The organism is Streptomyces sp. NPDC058663 (assembly GCF_042716745.1).
In the GTDB taxonomy this organism is placed as follows: domain Bacteria; phylum Actinomycetota; class Actinomycetes; order Streptomycetales; family Streptomycetaceae; genus Streptomyces.
Window position 1 is genome coordinate 41,567 of the sequence record NZ_JBHXRV010000005.1, and the last position, 17,199, is coordinate 58,765.

Genomic DNA, 17,199 nt, shown 5'->3' on the forward strand with positions numbered 1-17,199 from the left:
CGCGCACAGGATGCAGCCGGACCGTACGGGTAAGCGGGGGTGCATCATGATCCGGCCCCCGATCTCGTTGGGACGACCGTGCACGCCGAACCGTCGACCGGGGCGAGTACGACGTACTGCGCCAACGCATTGCGGAAGCGGGTGTGACCGGTCTGTTTGGCGTGGTCGACCTGCCACGCACCTAGGTCGTCGAGACCGGCACAGCGGCGCGACGTGGCGCCACAGTCGGAGTCCTCGCCCGTCACGCACACGGATTCGTATTCAGGCTCCGCGCTCTCGTCCTGGTGGAGCTTGTACGTCACGTACCGCATGACGCTGCGGGTGCTCATCCGAGACCCCCGAACGCCCGGCGACGCGCGTTGTACGCGGAGACGCGTTCGCCCAACTCGTCCAGCACGCTCGCCGGCGGGTCCTGGTCGGCGTCCTCGGCGGTGACGCCCTCGACCGGCACGGATTCGATGTACAGCACGCCATCCGAACCGTGGTCCGCCATGAGGGCCGCGAGTCTTGCCCGCGCTTCGCTGCTCATGAGTCGACCGTAGGACTGTGACGAACCGTCAGGCAACGTGCTGTTCGTGGTAGTTCGAGCAGGCGCGCGGCGTATGTGCTACGCCCCGTAGTAGTTACTCGTAAACGCCCAGGAAGGAAGCCATGTCGCGCATCTCCGTCGTCAGGGTGCGCTTACGGGACTTCAGAACGTCCGACATGACGTACCGGGCGAGCGGCTGGTGCCGAAGCCACGCGCCGGATGTGCCGCGGAGCCCGACAAGTTCGGCCATGGCGTCCCCGTGCGAGCCGAGCCGCATGTGGGCTTGGGCCACGTCCAGCCGATGCCGACCCCAGTTCGGTGCGGTCGGCTTCCCGAGGGACTTCAGAGCCTTACCGCTCAACACTCCGTCGTCCGCAGCGCGAAGCACTCCGCGAGCATCCCCGACCAACGCCAGATCCTCGGTCGCCTTCATGGCCGTAGTGACGGGCCCGAAACCGCCCCAGTGATTCGGGAAGCTGTTGTGTTCTCTGCCCAATGCGCTAGCGGCCGTACCTGCCATCCGGCGGGCTTCAACACCTACGTCGGGGCGGTTGTTGCGTACGGCGCTGGACGCGACGCGCAACCACAACTCGCCCCACACCGCGAGCTGTCCGGATGTGGCAGACGACATGCGGGGCTCCATGGCTTCCGCCGTTTGAACGGCCAGAGCCTCGCTCTCGTCGAAGCGGTCCTGCCGCAGCAACAGCCAGCACAAGCCGACAATGCCCGTGCCGGCCGTGAGGGTCTGGCCTGTTTCCCGGGCGAGCCGGATCGCTTCGGAGAGGGAGTGATAGGCCAAGTCGTACTGCCTAACTTGGGTCAGGTACTTGCCCGCCAGCAACAGCGAATGCGTCCGGGCGGTCGTGGCGGAACGTCGGTCCTCTTCCCCTTCGGCGTTCGCCGCTGTGACCTCGGATTCACGCAACAGCGCGGGCAACTCCCGTGCCACCGAGTCGTATCGGTCCGCCCAGTAAAGGGTGTGGCAGTCGCTGATCCGGTGGTGCAGCTCGTCCAAGTCCGTAGGTTGCCCGAGCAGCGCAACGGGGGCATCCAGCCCGACCGGGGGCATCAGGGCCTTGCGCAGTTCCACCAGGGAGCGCCGAGTTCCCTCATCACCTACGACAGGCTCCGGTGCATCCGTTGCAAACAGCGCACTCGTCTGCACCCCGAGCGCCCGAGCGAGGGTGTGCAGCGTGTCCGTGCGTACGTCCCCGCCCTGCTCGATCTTCCGAATGGTGCCGATGGAGAGATCGGACTCTTCGGCTAGCCGTTCCTGGCTAAAGCCAACGGCGCGACGGTACTTGCGGACGTTCTGAGCGAGCGCACTTGCCATGGTGTCCCCTTCCCTCCCTTCCACGGTACGCCCGAGCGCCCCCGTACCGAGGGCAGTACCCGAAGCCCCTTGACGGTGCGCTCCGAGACCTAGCGGGGCTCTATGAACCTCCCCGCCCCGTGCCCGCGAGAGCGAAGCCATAGGGTGCGCTGATGACAACGGATCAACGTCCTGTCGGCCGAATAGAACAGTCCGCCCTGTACACGGCCGCCGCAACGGTGCTCCTGGTCCTCGCCGTTGTTGCGAGCTGGAGCGACGTGCTTCTCGTCGTCCTTGGGCACGTGATCCTTGGCTGGACAGTGGGTGCCGTCCTGCTCTCCGTGGCGCTGGTCCTGATGCGAGTCATAGCCGTGCGGCACCGGTCGACGGATGGCACGGCGCCCGCACCTCGCGCAAGGGGGCCACGCGTCGTACGAGGATTGCTGGCAGCCACTGCCGGCCTGGGGTCCGTGCTCGGCGCGGTGCCGGACCTGGGCTCGGAGTACTACGTGCTTCGCCCCGAGGGCCCCCACGGTTGCACCGCTGTTGTGCGGGAGTACTCGGTCCTCTTTCTCGGCTACGGCGAGGTGTACGCAGTAGGCGCGTCCGGTGTGGCTTGGTGGCCGTCGCTGTCAGGCTCCTGGACTGCGGATGACGGCTACCGCCCCATTGCCGAGGGCACCTACGAGATGCGCTGGCACCAGGACGGCGGCGTGCTGTCGGTCAGCGGTGACGGGGTAAATGGGGTCATGGACGGGCTGCATGGGGTCAACTGCCCCTGAGACGTTACGCATGCTGGCGAAGCGCTCACAGTCTGGGACCGGACAACCGGCGCGCGGGTACGGCGGACGTGGTCGCCTACGCCGAGGGCAAGGGCGTGCCGGTGCGCGCTCTGTGGCCCGAGCGCGCGACGAGAGGCTGACGCTCCCGCGCGCGGAGAGTGCTGCGACCGGTCGCGGCGCGCGCGTACTGGCCCGAGGGAGGGCTGACGCTCTTGCGCGCGAGAGGGGGCGGAACCGGATGCTGCGCGCAGGTGCCGCTATGCCGGGGAGGGTTGGCGCTGTCTGTTGTCAGTGGTGTGCAGTACTCACGCGCGCCCGCGCGCGCAAGACACGACCGGTCGCGGCGCGGACACTTGGGGCCCTGGCAGAGGACTGTGGGGACGTGGGGGACGCAGTTGCTGGGTTCCCCTCTCCTTCCCTCTTCCCTTTCTCACTGGGACAGAGGGGAAGGGGTGCCGATACGTCCCCCGCGTCCCCCGTATCGCGTGAGGCGCCCGTTCTCATGGGTGCTGATGGGGACGCCTCGCGGTCGGGGTGCGTCCCCTGCGTCCCTCTGGCGTCCCCTGCGCGTCCCCCTGGATATGAGTGCGCCCCGGGCGGCGGCTGCCGTACCGGGGCGCATGGGGGTGCCGGGGTCATGAGGCTGGTTCACAGGTGACGGCGTAGACCTTGCCGTTCTTGTTGCTGCCCGAAGCTCGTTTTACGCGGATACCTCGGGCACGAAGCGCGGGGGCTACCTGTTTGATACGGGCGCTGAGTACGCCAGGCGTCTTGGGCCAACTGTCGGCGAAGCCGTGGCCGTTGCTGCCGAGCAGTCGGTGCAGCTCGCCCATGGTGCCCTGCCAGCCACCGTGCGGGAAGTTATGCGAGGTGGTCCACTCGCGCAGGGCGCCGGCCGCCGGGTGACCGTCGAGGACCGCATCGTTCAGCGCGTCTTGCGCGCCGTTGAAGGTGGCGAGGCTGTGCCAGCCGGTGACCCGGTCGAGTGCATGCAGCAGCTCGGCGAAGTCGGCGAGCCGGGGCCGCTCGGTCAAGTCGGCAGCGGCGTGCGGAAGGTCGGCCCACACGGCGGCGGCGAGGTCGAGCAGCGCGCCGAGGATGCGGGGGGGTGCTTGTTCGTAGGCGGACCACAGCGAGCCCGCAGTGCGCCGCATGTTCCGTGGGATGGGTGCGAGTTCGAGCGGCATCATGCGTTCGGCGAGGTCATTACGGAGCGCGCCGAGATCAATTCCGGTGAGTAGAACGGGGCGTTGGTCGGTGATCACGTTCACGTCGTCGTCGGTGTAGAGAGCGCGGGTCACCTGCGCGTCGCCCGTGACGATGCGGCACAGGGCGTCGGACAGCCAACCGGGCAGAACCGAGAGGTTGTCGAGCGCGAGCACCCACCCGGCGGCGGTGGTCGGCCCGAGGTCGCGCAGGTTCTCGGGAGCCTGCCGCAACGGCGCGCGGGCGCCCTCGATGACCCCGGCGAGCATCTGCCCCGACGTGCTCTTGCCCGTCCCCTGCTCGCCGGTGAGATAGGCGATGGGGCGCGGCATCCCGGGACGCAGCGCAGCCAGCAACCACCCGACGGCGAGCGGCAGCGTCTCGGGCGTGAACGGCAGCAGGGCGGCGAACTCCTCCATGCCCCGACGCCAGCCACCCGGCGTCCGGTCCGGACGTGGCAAGGGGCGAACGAGCTTGCTGCGCCGCCACACCGGCCCGGTCTCGGGGTCCGGGGAAGCCAGCGACCAACCGTCCGGGGCGATGCGTACCGACTCCCCATCGGGACGGCCGAGGTCGAGCCATGTCACCGCGTCATCGTCGGAATCGTGGGCGACGCGCAGGGGCAGCTCGGTATCGGGGGCTCGCATGGCGAGCGCGTCGAGAGCGGCGAGAGTGTCGGCGAGCGCGCTCTGCGAGGGGGTGCGGTCGTACTCGGTCACGTACGCATAGGTGAGGTGCTGCCGCAGGCTGCCGGTACCACTGTGCGCGGTGGCCCGCAGCGGTACAGCAATGGGCGGACCGTCATACGGAACCGCGTACGGGGCGCCGTTGTGGTGCAGATACCGGAAGCGGTTCTGTCCGATCACGCGCAGCACCTCGGCCTGCGGTGGCTGCCGTTCCTCCTTTGGGGCGCGCTCCTGCTCAGCGCCCGTTTCCCGCCGTGCGGCGGGGAAGGGGACGACGGAGCGAGCCGCGGTGGTCGGGTTGAAGGTCGGGGTGTGGGTCACGCGGCGGCCCCGGCAAGGGTGCGCGGCTGCCGCTCGCCTGCGGCCAGACCGGAGCGGATCGCGGTCTGAGCCTCGCGCTCGGGCAGCCCAGCATGGTGGGCAGCGTCACGGAGTACGTCGGCGAGCTGTGCGCGGTCGAGTCGACCGGCAGCGCACAGGGTGCCGAGGTTGAAGGCAGCGCGGTTGAGCGTCTCGTTACGAGTGCCGGCCTGCGCCTCGGCGACCGTCCGCAGCTCGCCCTCGACAGCGGCGGACACGTACCCGCCGCCCATGCTGCGGGTACGCCAGGGCAGCACGACATGGGGACGCTCGGGCCGTACGCGGTGCCCGGTGCGGTCGAGGTCGCGCGCGAGCCACACCGGCAGTTCGGCGACCGTGCGGCACTCGCCGAGCGCTGTGTACGTACCGGAGCGGGTGACCGTGCCGGGCGCCACGGCGTACGAGGAACCGGCGCGCACGTCGAGCTGCCAGCCAAGCGCACCCGCAAGCGGGCGCCATGTCGTACCGGCCGGAGCACGAAACCAGTAGTGCACGCCTCCGGAAGCCGTCGCCGGTCATGGTCTGGACGCCTGAGCAGACGGGCCAGTTCCTCGACCGGGCGGCGAAGCACCGCCTTTACGCGCTGTACCACCTGATCACTTTCCGGGGCCTGCGTCGGGGCGAGGGATGCGGCCAGCAGTGGGCCGACACCGATCTCTCCGCCGGGCTGCTCACGGTCGCCACACAGCTCGTACAGCGCGGTTGGAAGGTCGAGGAGTCGGCGCCCAAGACGGACAGCGGCGAGCGTGTGGTCGCCCTCGACTCCGAGACCGTGAAAGTCCTGAAGGCGCACCGCAAGCGGCAGATGACCGAGCGTCTCCAGTGGGGCGAGGCATACGTCGAGACCTGCCGGATCTTCACACAGGAGAACGGCGAGTGGCTCCACCCGGCATGGGTGACCGACCAGTTCCAGCGACTGGCTGCCGAGGCCGGGCTGCCCCCGATCCGGCTGCACGACCTGCGCCACGGTGCGGCAACGCTCGCCCTCGCGGCCGGCGCTGACATGAAGGTGGTGCAGGAGATGCTCGGGCACTCCTCGATCACGATCACCTCGGACACGTACACGAGCGTTCTTCCCGAGGTCGCGCGAAAGGCCGCCGAGGATGCCGCGCGGCTCGTACCGCGCCAGGCTTCCCGTACCGCCGGGCTCACCTCGGGCTCACACGGCAAGAATCAAGGGGGCGGACACAGCAAAGCGCCCCGCCCGGGGAAACCGGACGGGGCGCTAAAGCGCAGGTCAGACGGGCATACCGTCAACCCGCGTCCTGTAGGCCATGTCGGACTCGAACCGACAACCAACGGATTAAAAGTCCGCTGCTCTGCCAATTGAGCTAATGGCCCCCGGCAGGACTCCCAAGAGCATAGCTGCCCGGGTCGCGGTGGCCGATCGGGTATCGCGCACCGGGGGGTCAAACCTTGATCACATCTCGGTGCTCCCCGGGCGTGAGCGTGGGCAGGAACGCCTCGGCCACGGCCCCCCGGGGCCGCGCGTCGGCTCCCGCCGGGCCTCGGGCCACGGCCCCCCGGGGCCCGTGGCGCCGGGCCTCGGCCAGGGACCCCAGGGGCCGCGTCGGCGCCGGAGGACTGCCGCATCCCCGCAGGTGACGGATACGGCAGAAGAAAAGGGCCCGCTCGTGAAGAGCGGGCCCTTTTCAGGGGGTTACTGCGGGGTTACCGCGGCGTCACGGCGACTCAGCCGTTGCGCTTCCAGCGCGGCTTCTCGTCGCGGCGGCCGAAGGAGCCGGTGCCGGTGCCGGTGGAGCTGCCACGGTGGTCGCCACCGCGGAAGCCGCCGCCGGTGGACGGACGGTCGCCGCCACGGTAGCCGCCCGAGGGACGCTCGTCACGACGGTCGCGGTTGAACGGACGGTCGCTGCCGCCGGAGCGGAAGCCGCCACCGGTGGGACGGTCGCCGCGGTCGTCGCGGCGGAAGCCGCCGGACGCCGGGCGGTCGGTGCGGTCGTCGCGGCGGAAGCCACCGGACGCCGGACGGTCGCTGCGGTCGTTGCCGCGGTAGCCGGTGGCCGCCGGGCGGTCGCTGCCGCTGCGCTCGCCGCCGCGGAAGCCACCGGACGGACGGTCGCCGCCACGGAAACCGCCACGGTCGCCACCGCGGTCGTCCCGACGGTCGTTGCCGCGGAAGCCACCACCGGTGGGACGGTCACCGCGGTCGTCGCGGCGGAAGCCACCGGACGCCGGACGGTCGTTGCGGTCGCCACCGCGGTAGCCGCCGGACGGACGGTCGTTGCGGTCGCCGCCACGGTAGCCGCCGCGGTCACCGCCCCGGTCGTCACGACGGTCGCCGCCACGGAACCCGCCACGGTCGCCACCGCGGTCATTGTTGCCGCGGTAACCGCCGCGGTCGTCACGGCGCTCGAAGTTGCCGCGGTCGTCACGGCGCTGGCGCGCCTCCTCGGCCGCCTTCGCGGCAGCGGCGGCAGCGGCCTGCGCCTCTTCGGCGGCCTCGGCCTCGGCGGCGGCTGCGGCCTCGGCCACTGCTGCCTCCGGGTCCTCGCCACGCTCACGGGCGGCGCGGGCGACCAGACGGTCGGCCTCCTCGCGCAGCTCGGTCGCCCGGCGCTGGACGCGCTCCAGCTCCTTGACCAGGTCCTTGGCCTCGCGCTCGGCCTGCTTGGCCGCGTTGGTCGCGGAGTCGGCCTGGACCTCGGTCAGCGAACGGGCGCCGGTGATCTCGGCGACCTCCGGGTCGAACGCGCCCGAACCGCCGACCATGTGACGCGAGGCGTCGACGCCCGCGTCCTCCATCAGCTTGAAGATCTGGCGGCGCTGGTGCGGCAGCGACAGGGAGACGACGACACCGGACTTGCCGGCACGGGCGGTACGGCCCGAGCGGTGCAGGTAGTCCTTGTGGTCGCCGGCCGGGTCCACGTTCAGCACCAGGTCGATGCCGTCGACGTGGATGCCGCGGGCGGCGACGTCGGTGGCGACCAGGGCGTTGACGTAGCCCTTCTTGAAGTCCTCGAGGACGCGGGTACGGGCGCCCTGCGTCATGCCGCCGTGCAGGGCGTCGGCCTTGACGCCCGAGTCCTGGAGCTGCTCGGCGATGCGGTCCGCGCCCAGCTGGGTGCGGACGAAGATGATCGTGCGGCCCTTGCGGGCGGCGATCGCGGCCGTGACCGGCGCCTTGTCCTTCGGCTTCACGACGAGGACGTGGTGGGTCATGGTAGAGACGTTGCCCTGCGCGCTGTCGACCTCGTGCGTGACGGGGTTCGTCAGGTAGCGCTTGACCAGGGTGGAGATCTCGTTCTCCATCGTCGCGGAGAAGAGCATCCGCTGGCCGCCGCCGGGGATCTGGTCGAGCAGCTCGGTGACCTCGGGCAGGAAGCCCAGGTCCGACATCTGGTCGGCCTCGTCGAGTACGGCGATCTGGACGTTCTCCAGGGACGCGGCGCCACGGTTCAGCAGGTCGCGCAGGCGGCCCGGGGTGGCGACGAGGACGTCGACACCGCGCTCCAGGGCGTAGATCTGGTTGCCCATGGACGTACCGCCGCAGACGACCTTCATCTTCAGGCCGAGCACGTCGCCGTACGGCTGGAGGGCGTCGGCCACCTGCATCGCGAGCTCACGGGTCGGCGTGAGGATGATCGCGCGGGGCTTCTTCTTCTCCGTGGTGCCGCCGGCCAGCGAGGCCAGGGTCGGCAGACCGAAGGAGAGGGTCTTGCCGGAGCCGGTACGGCCACGGCCCAGGATGTCCTTGCCGGCCAGGGCGTCCGGGATGGTCGCGGCCTGGATCGGGAAGGGTGCGGTGACGCCGTTCTGGGCGAGCTTGCGGACGATGCCCTCGGGCAGGCCCAGGTCGCTGAAGGTGGGGCCGGTGTGGACGGGCTCGGCGTCGTCCTCGATGGACTCGGCGGCGGCCTCGCCGGCCACCACCTCGGCCTCGGTCGCGGCGGCCTCGACGATCTCGACGATCTCGGCTGCGACCTCTTCGGCGAGGGTCTCGGCGACCGGCTCGCCGGCGGTCTCACGGGCAGCCGGCTCGCCGGCGGCGGCCTCGGCCGACGCGACGATCTCGGTGGCGGCCTCGACGACCTCGGTGGGGTCGACGCTCTCGACGTCGACGGTGACCGTCTCGACAACCTCGACCGTGGCGGCGTCGAGCTGCTGCTCGGCGGCCTCAGTGGGCATGGCGGTGCGGTCAGAACTGGAAACAGACATGCGGATGCGAAACCTCTCGGAGTCTCGGCACGCGCCCAAACTCCGTGAATCGCAAGTGAAACCGCCTCGATGCGGTCAGTCACGGCAAGGGAGAGTACGCGCCACACGGCGCTCTTCTTTTTCGGCGCCGGGCAATGGGATCAAACGATCTATAACCATACGCACCCTCCCCCGCACCTGGCAAATCCAGCGTCCTACACCGCTTTCACCTGCGGATATACCGCCGGCCCCGGGCGCGTCCCGTGGAAGCCGGCCCGGTCGTACTCGACGGGTTCCGGCATCCCCGCCGCCCGGTTCTCGGCGGGCGGAGTCTCCGAGGGCGTGGGCGGCACGCTCGGCTCCGGCGGCTGTGTCGGCGTCGGCTCCGGCGGGCTGCTCACCGGTGGCCGGGGTGTCGTGGGGTTCTTGGTCGGCCGGGGCGCCGAGGGCTTCGGCGCCCCCGGGGTCTGCGGGGGCCGGGTGGCCCCCGGGGACGGCCTGGCGCCCGGTGCGCCCTTCGACGGGGTGGCCTCGGGGCCGGGCGACGCGCTGGGCCCCGGCGTCACGGCGGCCCCGCTCTCCCCGGCCCCGGGCGCGCCCTCGCTCCGGGACACCGGCTTCCCTTCGGTACGTCCCCGCCCCTCGCCGCCCACCGCGGCGCCGCCGCCGTCGGGCCCCGCCTGTTCCTGCTTGGCCGCGGGGCGGGCGGGCAGCGGCTTGCCCCCTTCGTCGCTCACGCTCATGCAGCCTGCGGAAGCCGCCACCGCGAGCGCCGCGGCGGCGAGTCGGACAGGGGTGGGCAGCTGGCGCACGGGCGCACCTCCGGGAGGACGGCCCCGGGAAGGCCGGGCAGACACACGGGGATGCGCTGCGGCGGCCGGGGAGCCGTAAGGCGGGTTGGGGTCTGCCCCCTCAACTCCCTTTGCCCCGCCGGGGACACGCGCCCACCCCCGACCGGCACCGCACGACCGCCCCGCGCGGACCCCGCCGGGCACCGCGCCGGGATCCACTGCGGCTCCGCTCCCGGACCTGACCGGCACCCCACCGGACCGCGCCCCCACGCCACCACCACGCCCGCGCTACCCGCCCAACCCCCGCCCCAGTGCCGTCCCGAGCCCCACCGCGCCCAGCCCGGCCAGCACCGACACCGCCACGTTCGCCCCCGCGAGGAACCGCTGCCCGCCCTCCGCCAGCCGCAGGGTCTCGTACGAGAAGGTCGAGTACGTGGTGAGCGCCCCGCACAGGCCCGTTCCGACGAAGAGCTGTACGGAGTTGGAGGCCGCGCCGGCCGCGACCGCCCCGGTCACCACGCCGAGCACCAGGCTCCCTGCCGCGTTCACCGTCAACGTGCCCCAGGGAAACCCGGCCCCCTGCCGTGCCCGCACCGCACGGTCCGTCAGATACCGCAGGGGCGCGCCGATCGCCCCGCCCACGACCACCAGCAGCCAGTTCACCGGCCGCCCCCGTGGCCCGCGAACCGTCCGTCAAGCCCACCCGGCGTGCCGCCCGCCGCGCTGCCGTCCCCGCCGACCGCGCGCCGCGTCACCCACGCCGCCGACCACACCGCGCCCAGCGCTCCGCCCGCCGTTCCGAGCGCGTACGCCATCGCCGTGAGCAGCTCCCCCCGCCCGAGCAGGGCGCTGACGTCCATCGCGTACGTGGAGAACGAGGTGAAGCCCCCGAGCAGCCCCACCCCCAGGAACGGCCGCACCAGCGGATGCGCGGTACGCCCGCCCTCGGCGACCAGCGCCATCAGCACCCCGATGAGCGCGGAGCCCAGCACGTTGACCGCGCACACCGCCCAGGGAAAGCTCCCGGCGGGCGCGGGCCACAGCAGCAGCGCCCCGTAGCGCGCGGCGGCACCGAGCGCACCGCCCGCCGCGACGGCGGCGAGCACGGGCCCGCTCCCGAGGAGACCCGTGCTCGCCGCCGTGGGGCTCGCGGAGCCCGTGAAGCCTGTGGAGCCCGCAGAGCCGGTGGAGCGCCCGGAGCCCGCCGCGGAGCCCCCGGAGCCCGACGGGCCGCTCACCCGTACCCCAGCGCGTGCAACCGTTCGTCGTCGATCCCGAAATGGTGGGCGATTTCATGAACCACGGTGATTTCGGTCTCCGCGACCACGTCCGCCCGGTCCTCGCACATCCGCAGGGTCGGCCCCCGGTAGATCGTGATGCGGTCCGGCAGCACCCCCGCGTACCACTCCCCGCGATCGGTCAGCGGCGTCCCCTCGTACAGGCCGAGCAGCTCCGGATCGTCCTTCGCGGGCTCGTCCTCGACGAACACCGCGACGTTGTCCATCAACCGCGTCAACTCCGGCGGTATCCGGTCCAGGGCCTCGGCGACCAGTTCCTCGAACTCCTCACGCGTCATCTCCAGCACGCGCCCATTCTCATCCACCACCCGGCATGGCCGCCCGCGCTCCTGGGCATACGGGCCCAATGGCCCGAGCCCACCGCATTCGCGCCACCGCAGCGCGCCTGGTCCGCCAGTACCGCTCGCACGACCCGGCCCCCACCAGCACGCTGCTCCACACGCCCCACCCGTGGGCCCGCGCGCTCGGTCTGGTGGCGGTCGTGCTCGTCGGGGCCTGGCTGGGACTGCTCGTCGTCGGCGCCGTCCGCACCCCCGTGGGCCCCGTGGACACCACGATGACCCTGCGCCCCTCCCTCGCCGGCGGCACCAAGATCAACGTGTCTCCCCTGGGCGCCCTGGAGCTCGACTCCCACCTCGGCCCCGTCCGCCTCGATGTGGACGTCGACCAGCTCGACCCGGAACGGGCGTCCGCCCTGGTCAGCCACCCGGAACGGATCTCGGGGCTACAGGAGGAGATCACCGGGGACGTGGGCGCCGGAACACTGGACCTGGCTCTGCGGTCCTCCGTCGCGGTCCTCGCCGGCGCCACGGCCCTCGGGCTCGTGGTCTACCGCCGCCCCCGCCGCGCCCTGGCCGCCGGCGGGCTGGCGCTCGCCCTCCTGACGGCCTCGGGCGTCACCGCGTACGCCACCTGGAACCCCAAGTCCGTGCTGGAGCCGAAGTTCTCCGGACTGCTCTCCTCGGCGCCCTCGGTGGTCGGCGACGCGCGCAACATCGTGGCCGAATTCAACGTCTACCAGCAGGAACTGGCCCGCCTGGTCACCAACGTCACCAAGCTCTACAACGCCACCTCCTCCCTCCCCGCCTACCAGCCCTCCCCCAGCACGATGCGCGTCCTGCACGTCTCGGACATCCACCTCAACCCGGCGTCCTGGCACATCATCGGCTCACTGGTCGAGCAGTACGACATCGACGCGATCATCGACTCGGGCGACACCATGGACCACGGCAGCGCCGCCGAGAACGCCTTCCTGGACCCGATCCCCGACCTGGGCGCCCCCTACCTCTGGGTCCGCGGAAACCACGACTCCGCGCAGACCCAGGCGTACATGTCACGGCTGAAGAACGTGCACGTCCTGGACCACGGCGGGGCGGTCACCGTCGCGGGCGGGCTGCGCGTCGCGGGCATGGGAGACCCGCAGTTCACCCCGGACCGCTCGGTCGAGGCCGGGGGTGACGACAGCGAACGCGTCGCCGGGGTCCAGCTCGCCGCCGCCCTGCGCGACCAAAAAGCCGCCCGCACCCCCGTCGACATCGCGGTCGCACACAACCCGGTCGCCGCCGCCCAGACCGACGGCGAGGTTCCGCTCGCCCTCGCCGGGCACACCCACGAACGCAGGACCGAGGTCATGAAGGGCGGCACCCGTCTGATGGTCGAGGGCTCCACGGGCGGCGGCGGACTGCGCGCCGTCGAGGGCGACGACCCGCAGAAGATCCGCGTCTCCCTGCTCTACCTGGACCGCGAAACCCGCCGCCTGCAGGCCTGGGACGAGATCACCCTGGGCGGTCTGGGCCTGTCGACGGCGGAGGTCAGCCGTCGTCTCCCGGAGGAGAACACCCCCGGCGACCACCCCGCCGACACGCCCTCGAAGACCCCCGCCCCCGCCGCCCGCTAAACCGTTTTGGCGAACCCCCCCGGCATCCCATATGCTTCTGACGTCCCCGACGCGCTGCGAAGCGCAAAGGCGGGCCAATTAGCCCTCATCGTCTAGTGGCCCAGGACGCCGCCCTTTCAAGGCGGTAGCACGGGTTCGAATCCCGTTGGGGGCACGCAACACGTGTGCGAAACTTGCGTCAGCTCGTCTCGCACATTGCTTGGTCCTGTGGAGCAGTTTGGAGTGCTCGCCACCCTGTCAAGGTGGAGGCCGCGGGTTCAAATCCCGTCAGGACCGCTTGTGGCTTCGGCCGCAGTGGCTGGGTAGCTCAGTTGGTACGAGCGATCGCCTGAAAAGCGATAGGTCGCCGGTTCGATCCCGGCCCCAGCCACCACTTTGAGAACGTCCCGGACAGCATGCTGTCCGGGACGTTCTCGTTGCATTCCCGGGCAGGCGGCCCACCCTGTCGGCAGCCGACCGTCGAAGGCTGCGTACGACACCGGCCCGACGGGAGACGCAGGTCCCGCGTCAGCAGAGGCCGGTTCGACGAGCAGCCGAACTCTCGGAGTGTGATCCTGCAACCGGGAAGTCAGATGCCTGGGAACCGGCCGCCGTATCCTGCTTTCATCCGGGAAGGAGCCGTTGATGAGTGTTGACGCGATCGTGCAGACCGAGTTCCCCGAGGGATACGCGGTCTTCTTCGGTGTCGACGGGAAGGTGATCATGACTCCGCAGAGCGAGGAGCACTCCAGCACGATCCGCTCGATGCAGATCGACTCCCTCGCGCTGGGGCGTCATGCCAAGGTCACCTCTGACGTGTATCTCGATTTCCCGGCCGACGAGAACTCCGCTCCGGATCTGGCGATCCTGCGCGAGGACGCGCAGAAGCAGGGCAAGCGCTACAGCTTCGAGGACGTGCTGCTGATCTCCGAGGTCGTCTCGACCTCCTCGGCCCGCAAGGACTACGACGACTGCACCGCCAAGTACGGCCGTTACGGCATCCCGGTCTACGTGATCGTGGACCCGTACGCCGCCGAGGTCGTCGTCCATACTCAGCCCACCGGCAGCGGCTATGTCGCGATGCACACCCACAAGTACGGCACAGGCAAACTCCCCATCGAGCTGTCCGACGGGCGGACCTACACCCTCGACCTGGACGAACTGCCACGCCCCGATTCGGGGACGCCGAGCCACCCCTCCTGAGCTGCGCGGACTTCGTGTGAAGGGTTCGGTGGACGACGCGCTCAGGCGCAGACGAGGGCCTGGTGCCACCGCGGACGTCGCGGGAACACCAGGCCCTCGTGTCCGGCTGCTGCTCCCGGATCAGGCCTTGGCCATCGGGAACGCCAGGAACGACGGGTAGCGGTACGGGCGGCCTTTGTTGGCGGCGACCGTCGCGAGGATCATGAAGACGAGTGCCGTGATGCCGTACGCGAGGAGCAGCACCATCGGCACCACCTGGAGCGCCGCCACCATCCCCGGCAGGAGCGACAGCAGCAGGGACACGGCGACCAGGCCCGCGCTGTAGATCAGCGAGGTCAGCGCGAGGTTCAGTGCGGCCGTCGCGTGCTGCCGGGTGAACGGGTCGCGGGCGCCGGAACGGATCGAGAGTCCGACCACCCAGGCGCCGAGCCCGGAGAGACCGCAGGTGACGCCGGAGCCGATGGTGAGCGCGAGGAGCGTGCCCAGGTGCGCCCACATCGCGGACGAGGTGTTCATGGGCGGTGTGCCCGGCATGCCGTAGCCCGGGGTGCCGTACGGGCCCGGTGCGCCGTACGGGCCGGGCGTTGCGTAGGGGTCGGGCGATGCGTAGGGGGCGCCGTACGGGCCGGAGGTGCCGTACGGCGACGGGCCCGGGTGGCCGTAGGAGTCGCCGCCCTGCGGGTAGCCGTAGGGGCCGGCGCCGTTCGGGTCCTGGGGCGGCCGGGCGGGCGGAGGGGTGGTCATCGGGGAAGTCGTTCCTCGGGTAGGCCGTGCGGGTCATGATCATTGTCCCGTCCACGCATCCCCCGTATCACCAGCAACAGGCCCACCACGGCCACCACTGCCGCCAGCAGAGCCCAGTCCGGGACCGCGTCGCCGAGGCCGCTCGCCCACTGTTCCAGGGCGAAGGAGTCGTCCACGTCGAGCAGGCCGGGCAGGGCGGTCGTGCCGTCGAAGAGCAGGAAGACGGCTCCCAGGGCGATGAAGAAGAGCCCGGAGAGGAGGGAGGTGGTGTGCAGCTCGAAGCGGCCCAGGGTGAGCGTGCAGCCGCGCAGCCAGCGGCGCCTGCCCAGTTCGAAACGTTCCCAGAGGAGCGCGAGCAGGAAGAGGGGGACGGCCATGCCGAGTGCGTAGACCGCCAGGAGGAGGCCGCCGTAGACCGGGTTGCCGCCCATCGCCGCGACGGTGAGGACGCTGCCGAGGATGGGGCCCGCGCAGAACCCGGCCAGGCCGTAGACCGCGCCGAGTGCGTAGACGGAGAGGGCGGTGGTGGGTCTGATGCGGCCGGAGAGCTCGGCCATCTTCTTCGAGGCGAAGCCCATGCCGAGGATCTGGGCGATCCCCAGGGCGATGATCACGGTGCCGGCCACGGTGACCAGCAGGTCGCGGTTGCCGTAGAAGAACCGTCCGGCGTACGACCCCGCCGCCCCCAGCGGCACCAGGGTCGTCGCCAGCCCGGCGTAGAAGATGCCGGTACGGGCCAGCAGCCGGGACCTGGAGTCGATGGAGTACGCGAAGAAGGCGGGCAGCAGCAGGGCGCTGCACGGGCTGACGAGGGCGAGCAGGCCGCCGAGGAAGGCGGCGAAGTAGCCGATGTTCGCGGTCACTTCCGCTGCCCCTCGGCGCCGGCGTCGGAGGTGTCCCCGGCGCCGGCCCCGGGGGTCTTACCCGGGCCGCCCCCGGGGGTCTTCCCCGCCGGCTTCGCCGTCCTGGCGGCCTGCTCGATGGCCTGCTGGAAGACCTCGTCGGGCTGCGCGCCGGCGATCGGGCGGCCGTTGATCAGGAAGGCCGGGGTGGCGCTGGCGCCGAGCCCGTACGCCTCCTGCTGGTCCTTCTGCACGGCGTCCTTGGCCTGCTTGCCCGCCACGTCGGAGGTGAACCGGGCCAGGTCATCGACCCCGGCCTCCTTGGCGAGCTCCGTCAGCCGCGCGTCGCCGAAGCCCTTCTCCTTGGCGCCCTTGGCGTAGGCGGCCCGGTGGAACTCCCAGAAGCGGCCCTGCTGCCCCGCCGCCCAGGAGGCGCGCGCGGCGGCCTCGGACTCCGCGCCGAAGATCGGGAAGTTGCGCCACTCGATGCGCAGGGTGCCGTTGTCGACGTACTTCTTGATCAGCTCCGGCTCGGTGTCACGGGCGAACTTGCCGCAGAAGCCGCACTTGAAGTCGGCGTACTCGACCATCACCACGGGGGCGTCGGCCCGGCCCAGCGCCAGCTTGTCGCCGTCCGCGCGGCGGGCCAGCTTCTCCAGCTCGGGGTAGACGCCGTTCTGCGGGTCGGCGGAGACGGAGGCGGCGGGCTCCTCGGTCATGCCGAGGGTGTTGTCGGCGGGCTTGGTCGCGGAGTACGAGACCGCGCCGAGGGCGAGGGCGGCGACGGCCACTCCGGCACCGATGAGGATGTTCTTGCGCTTGGCGTTCTTGGTGCTCTTGGTGCTCTTGGTGGTGCTGGTGTTCTTGGTGCTGCTGGGGGGCGTGGACATGGGGGAGCTCCTGGGCGTCTCTGAGGTCGGGCGGTGAACGAGGGCATGCCGAAGCGGCGCCTCGTTACACGCGCAACAGGACGGAGAGCTCCACGGGTGTGGCCGGGACGGACACCGGCGGCCCGCGCCGGGGCCTGGACGACAGGTCCGCCGCGGCAGACCGGTGCACGGCCGCGGGCCTCGCGGCCGTGCAGAGCACCGGCAGCAGGTCGTACGCCGTACTGCCGCGGGGCGGGGTCGCGGGGTGCGTGCCGTCCTGGTGGACGGGGGCGCGGTCGCATCCTGGCGTGTCCACGACCTTGACGTACGCGGGACCGCCGCCCGGGAAATCGGCGGGGGCGGCCGTGGCCGGGGTGCAGAGCAGGCCGAACACGACGGCCACCAGTGCGGCGAAGGCGCACCAGGGGGTGAGTCGTGTCGTACGGGGCACGGGGGCCTCTCGGGCTCGGGTTCTTCTCTGCCCCGAAAGGGTACGCGGCCCGGCCCCTGGCCCACCCACGACGCGGCACGAGCCCGGCCCGC

17 protein-coding genes, 4 tRNA genes and 1 pseudogene are annotated in these 17,199 nt (G+C 71.3%); 7 read left to right on the forward strand and 15 right to left on the reverse strand.

All coding sequences use genetic code 11. The features are described from left to right. Positions 1 to 44: 44 nt before the first annotated feature. The 3 genes from ACFWVV_RS05000 to ACFWVV_RS05010 all read right to left on the reverse strand — a co-directional run bounded on the left by ACFWVV_RS05000 (position 45) and on the right by ACFWVV_RS05010 (position 1,862). On the reverse strand, positions 45 to 329 hold the full coding sequence (locus ACFWVV_RS05000) for a hypothetical protein (protein ID WP_384343499.1): 285 nt from the start codon (positions 327 to 329) through the stop codon (positions 45 to 47). Beyond that, positions 326 to 529, reverse strand: coding sequence for a hypothetical protein (locus tag ACFWVV_RS05005; RefSeq protein ID WP_384343496.1), 204 nt, complete (start codon positions 527 to 529; stop codon positions 326 to 328). The genes ACFWVV_RS05000 and ACFWVV_RS05005 overlap by 4 nt, the downstream gene beginning before the upstream one ends. Positions 530 to 623: 94 nt before the next feature. Next, positions 624 to 1,862, reverse strand: coding sequence for a helix-turn-helix domain-containing protein (locus ACFWVV_RS05010; protein ID WP_384343494.1), 1,239 nt, complete (start codon positions 1,860 to 1,862; stop codon positions 624 to 626). Positions 1,863 to 2,014: 152 nt separating this feature from the next. Between ACFWVV_RS05010 and ACFWVV_RS05015 the strand changes: the two genes are divergently transcribed. Further along, positions 2,015 to 2,623 carry a hypothetical protein gene (locus tag ACFWVV_RS05015; RefSeq protein ID WP_384343491.1) on the forward strand — a complete coding sequence of 203 codons (609 nt, stop codon included), beginning with the start codon at positions 2,015 to 2,017 and terminating at the stop codon, positions 2,621 to 2,623. Positions 2,624 to 3,258: 635 nt separating this feature from the next. Here the strand turns inward: ACFWVV_RS05015 and ACFWVV_RS05020 are convergent. Together ACFWVV_RS05020 and ACFWVV_RS05025 are read right to left on the reverse strand one after the other, a co-directional pair. Beyond that, positions 3,259 to 4,836: a hypothetical protein gene (locus ACFWVV_RS05020; protein WP_384343489.1), complete on the reverse strand. Its 1,578-nt coding sequence runs from the start codon at positions 4,834 to 4,836 to the stop codon at positions 3,259 to 3,261. After that, positions 4,833 to 5,369 carry a bifunctional DNA primase/polymerase gene (locus tag ACFWVV_RS05025; protein ID WP_384343486.1) on the reverse strand — a complete coding sequence of 179 codons (537 nt, stop codon included), beginning with the start codon at positions 5,367 to 5,369 and terminating at the stop codon, positions 4,833 to 4,835. The genes ACFWVV_RS05020 and ACFWVV_RS05025 overlap by 4 nt, the downstream gene beginning before the upstream one ends. Before the next feature lie 8 nt (positions 5,370 to 5,377). Here ACFWVV_RS05025 and ACFWVV_RS05030 point away from each other — a divergent pair. Next, positions 5,378 to 6,002: pseudogene (locus tag ACFWVV_RS05030) on the forward strand (site-specific integrase); the annotation flags it as partial. Positions 6,003 to 6,143: 141 nt separating this feature from the next. Here the strand turns inward: ACFWVV_RS05030 and ACFWVV_RS05035 are convergent. From ACFWVV_RS05035 to ACFWVV_RS05060, 6 genes are all read right to left on the reverse strand, one after another. Next, positions 6,144 to 6,216 (reverse strand) — tRNA-Lys (locus ACFWVV_RS05035). 351 nt (positions 6,217 to 6,567) lie between these two features. Next, complete coding sequence (locus ACFWVV_RS05040; protein ID WP_384343483.1) at positions 6,568 to 9,054, reverse strand: DEAD/DEAH box helicase; 2,487 nt, start codon at positions 9,052 to 9,054, stop codon at positions 6,568 to 6,570. Positions 9,055 to 9,248: 194 nt separating this feature from the next. Beyond that, positions 9,249 to 9,845 (reverse strand): hypothetical protein, encoded by a 597-nt coding sequence (locus ACFWVV_RS05045; protein ID WP_384343480.1) that lies wholly within the window; start codon positions 9,843 to 9,845, stop codon positions 9,249 to 9,251. Between the two features lie 267 nt (positions 9,846 to 10,112). Next, the gene (gene crcB / locus ACFWVV_RS05050) at positions 10,113 to 10,487 is read right to left on the reverse strand and encodes a fluoride efflux transporter CrcB (protein ID WP_384343477.1); all 375 of its coding nucleotides are present in this window, start codon (positions 10,485 to 10,487) and stop codon (positions 10,113 to 10,115) included. Next, positions 10,484 to 11,062: a fluoride efflux transporter FluC gene (locus ACFWVV_RS05055; RefSeq protein WP_384343474.1), complete on the reverse strand. Its 579-nt coding sequence runs from the start codon at positions 11,060 to 11,062 to the stop codon at positions 10,484 to 10,486. Before ACFWVV_RS05055 ends, crcB begins: the two co-directional genes overlap by 4 nt. Next, positions 11,059 to 11,409, reverse strand: coding sequence for a metallopeptidase family protein (locus ACFWVV_RS05060; RefSeq protein WP_384343471.1), 351 nt, complete (start codon positions 11,407 to 11,409; stop codon positions 11,059 to 11,061). Before ACFWVV_RS05060 ends, ACFWVV_RS05055 begins: the two co-directional genes overlap by 4 nt. Before the next feature lie 59 nt (positions 11,410 to 11,468). On the opposite strand from ACFWVV_RS05060, the gene ACFWVV_RS05065 reads away from it, so the two are divergent. The 5 genes from ACFWVV_RS05065 to ACFWVV_RS05085 all read left to right on the forward strand — a co-directional run bounded on the left by ACFWVV_RS05065 (position 11,469) and on the right by ACFWVV_RS05085 (position 14,201). Beyond that, positions 11,469 to 13,019, forward strand: coding sequence for a metallophosphoesterase (locus ACFWVV_RS05065; RefSeq protein ID WP_384343468.1), 1,551 nt, complete (start codon positions 11,469 to 11,471; stop codon positions 13,017 to 13,019). An 81-nt stretch (positions 13,020 to 13,100) separates the two neighbouring features. Beyond that, a tRNA-Glu gene (locus ACFWVV_RS05070) sits at positions 13,101 to 13,173 on the forward strand. A 47-nt stretch (positions 13,174 to 13,220) separates the two neighbouring features. After that, positions 13,221 to 13,295, forward strand: a tRNA-Asp gene (locus ACFWVV_RS05075). 20 nt (positions 13,296 to 13,315) lie between these two features. Next, positions 13,316 to 13,392 (forward strand) — tRNA-Phe (locus ACFWVV_RS05080). Between the two features lie 251 nt (positions 13,393 to 13,643). After that, entirely contained in the window at positions 13,644 to 14,201 is a 558-nt protein-coding gene (locus ACFWVV_RS05085) for a Uma2 family endonuclease (protein ID WP_384343466.1), read from the forward strand. A gap of 120 nt (positions 14,202 to 14,321) precedes the next feature. Here the strand turns inward: ACFWVV_RS05085 and ACFWVV_RS05090 are convergent, their stop codons facing one another. From ACFWVV_RS05090 to ACFWVV_RS05105, 4 genes are all read right to left on the reverse strand, one after another. Continuing rightward, entirely contained in the window at positions 14,322 to 14,945 is a 624-nt protein-coding gene (locus tag ACFWVV_RS05090; RefSeq protein ID WP_384343463.1) for a DUF4870 domain-containing protein, read from the reverse strand. Further along, the gene (locus ACFWVV_RS05095; protein WP_384343460.1) at positions 14,942 to 15,808 is read right to left on the reverse strand and encodes a cytochrome c biogenesis CcdA family protein; all 867 of its coding nucleotides are present in this window, start codon (positions 15,806 to 15,808) and stop codon (positions 14,942 to 14,944) included. Before ACFWVV_RS05095 ends, ACFWVV_RS05090 begins: the two co-directional genes overlap by 4 nt. Beyond that, positions 15,805 to 16,677: a DsbA family protein gene (locus ACFWVV_RS05100; protein WP_384343458.1), complete on the reverse strand. Its 873-nt coding sequence runs from the start codon at positions 16,675 to 16,677 to the stop codon at positions 15,805 to 15,807. The genes ACFWVV_RS05095 and ACFWVV_RS05100 overlap by 4 nt, the downstream gene beginning before the upstream one ends. A 64-nt stretch (positions 16,678 to 16,741) precedes the next feature. Further along, on the reverse strand, positions 16,742 to 17,107 hold the full coding sequence (locus tag ACFWVV_RS05105) for a hypothetical protein (protein WP_384343455.1): 366 nt from the start codon (positions 17,105 to 17,107) through the stop codon (positions 16,742 to 16,744). Between the last annotated feature and the right edge of the window lie 92 nt (positions 17,108 to 17,199).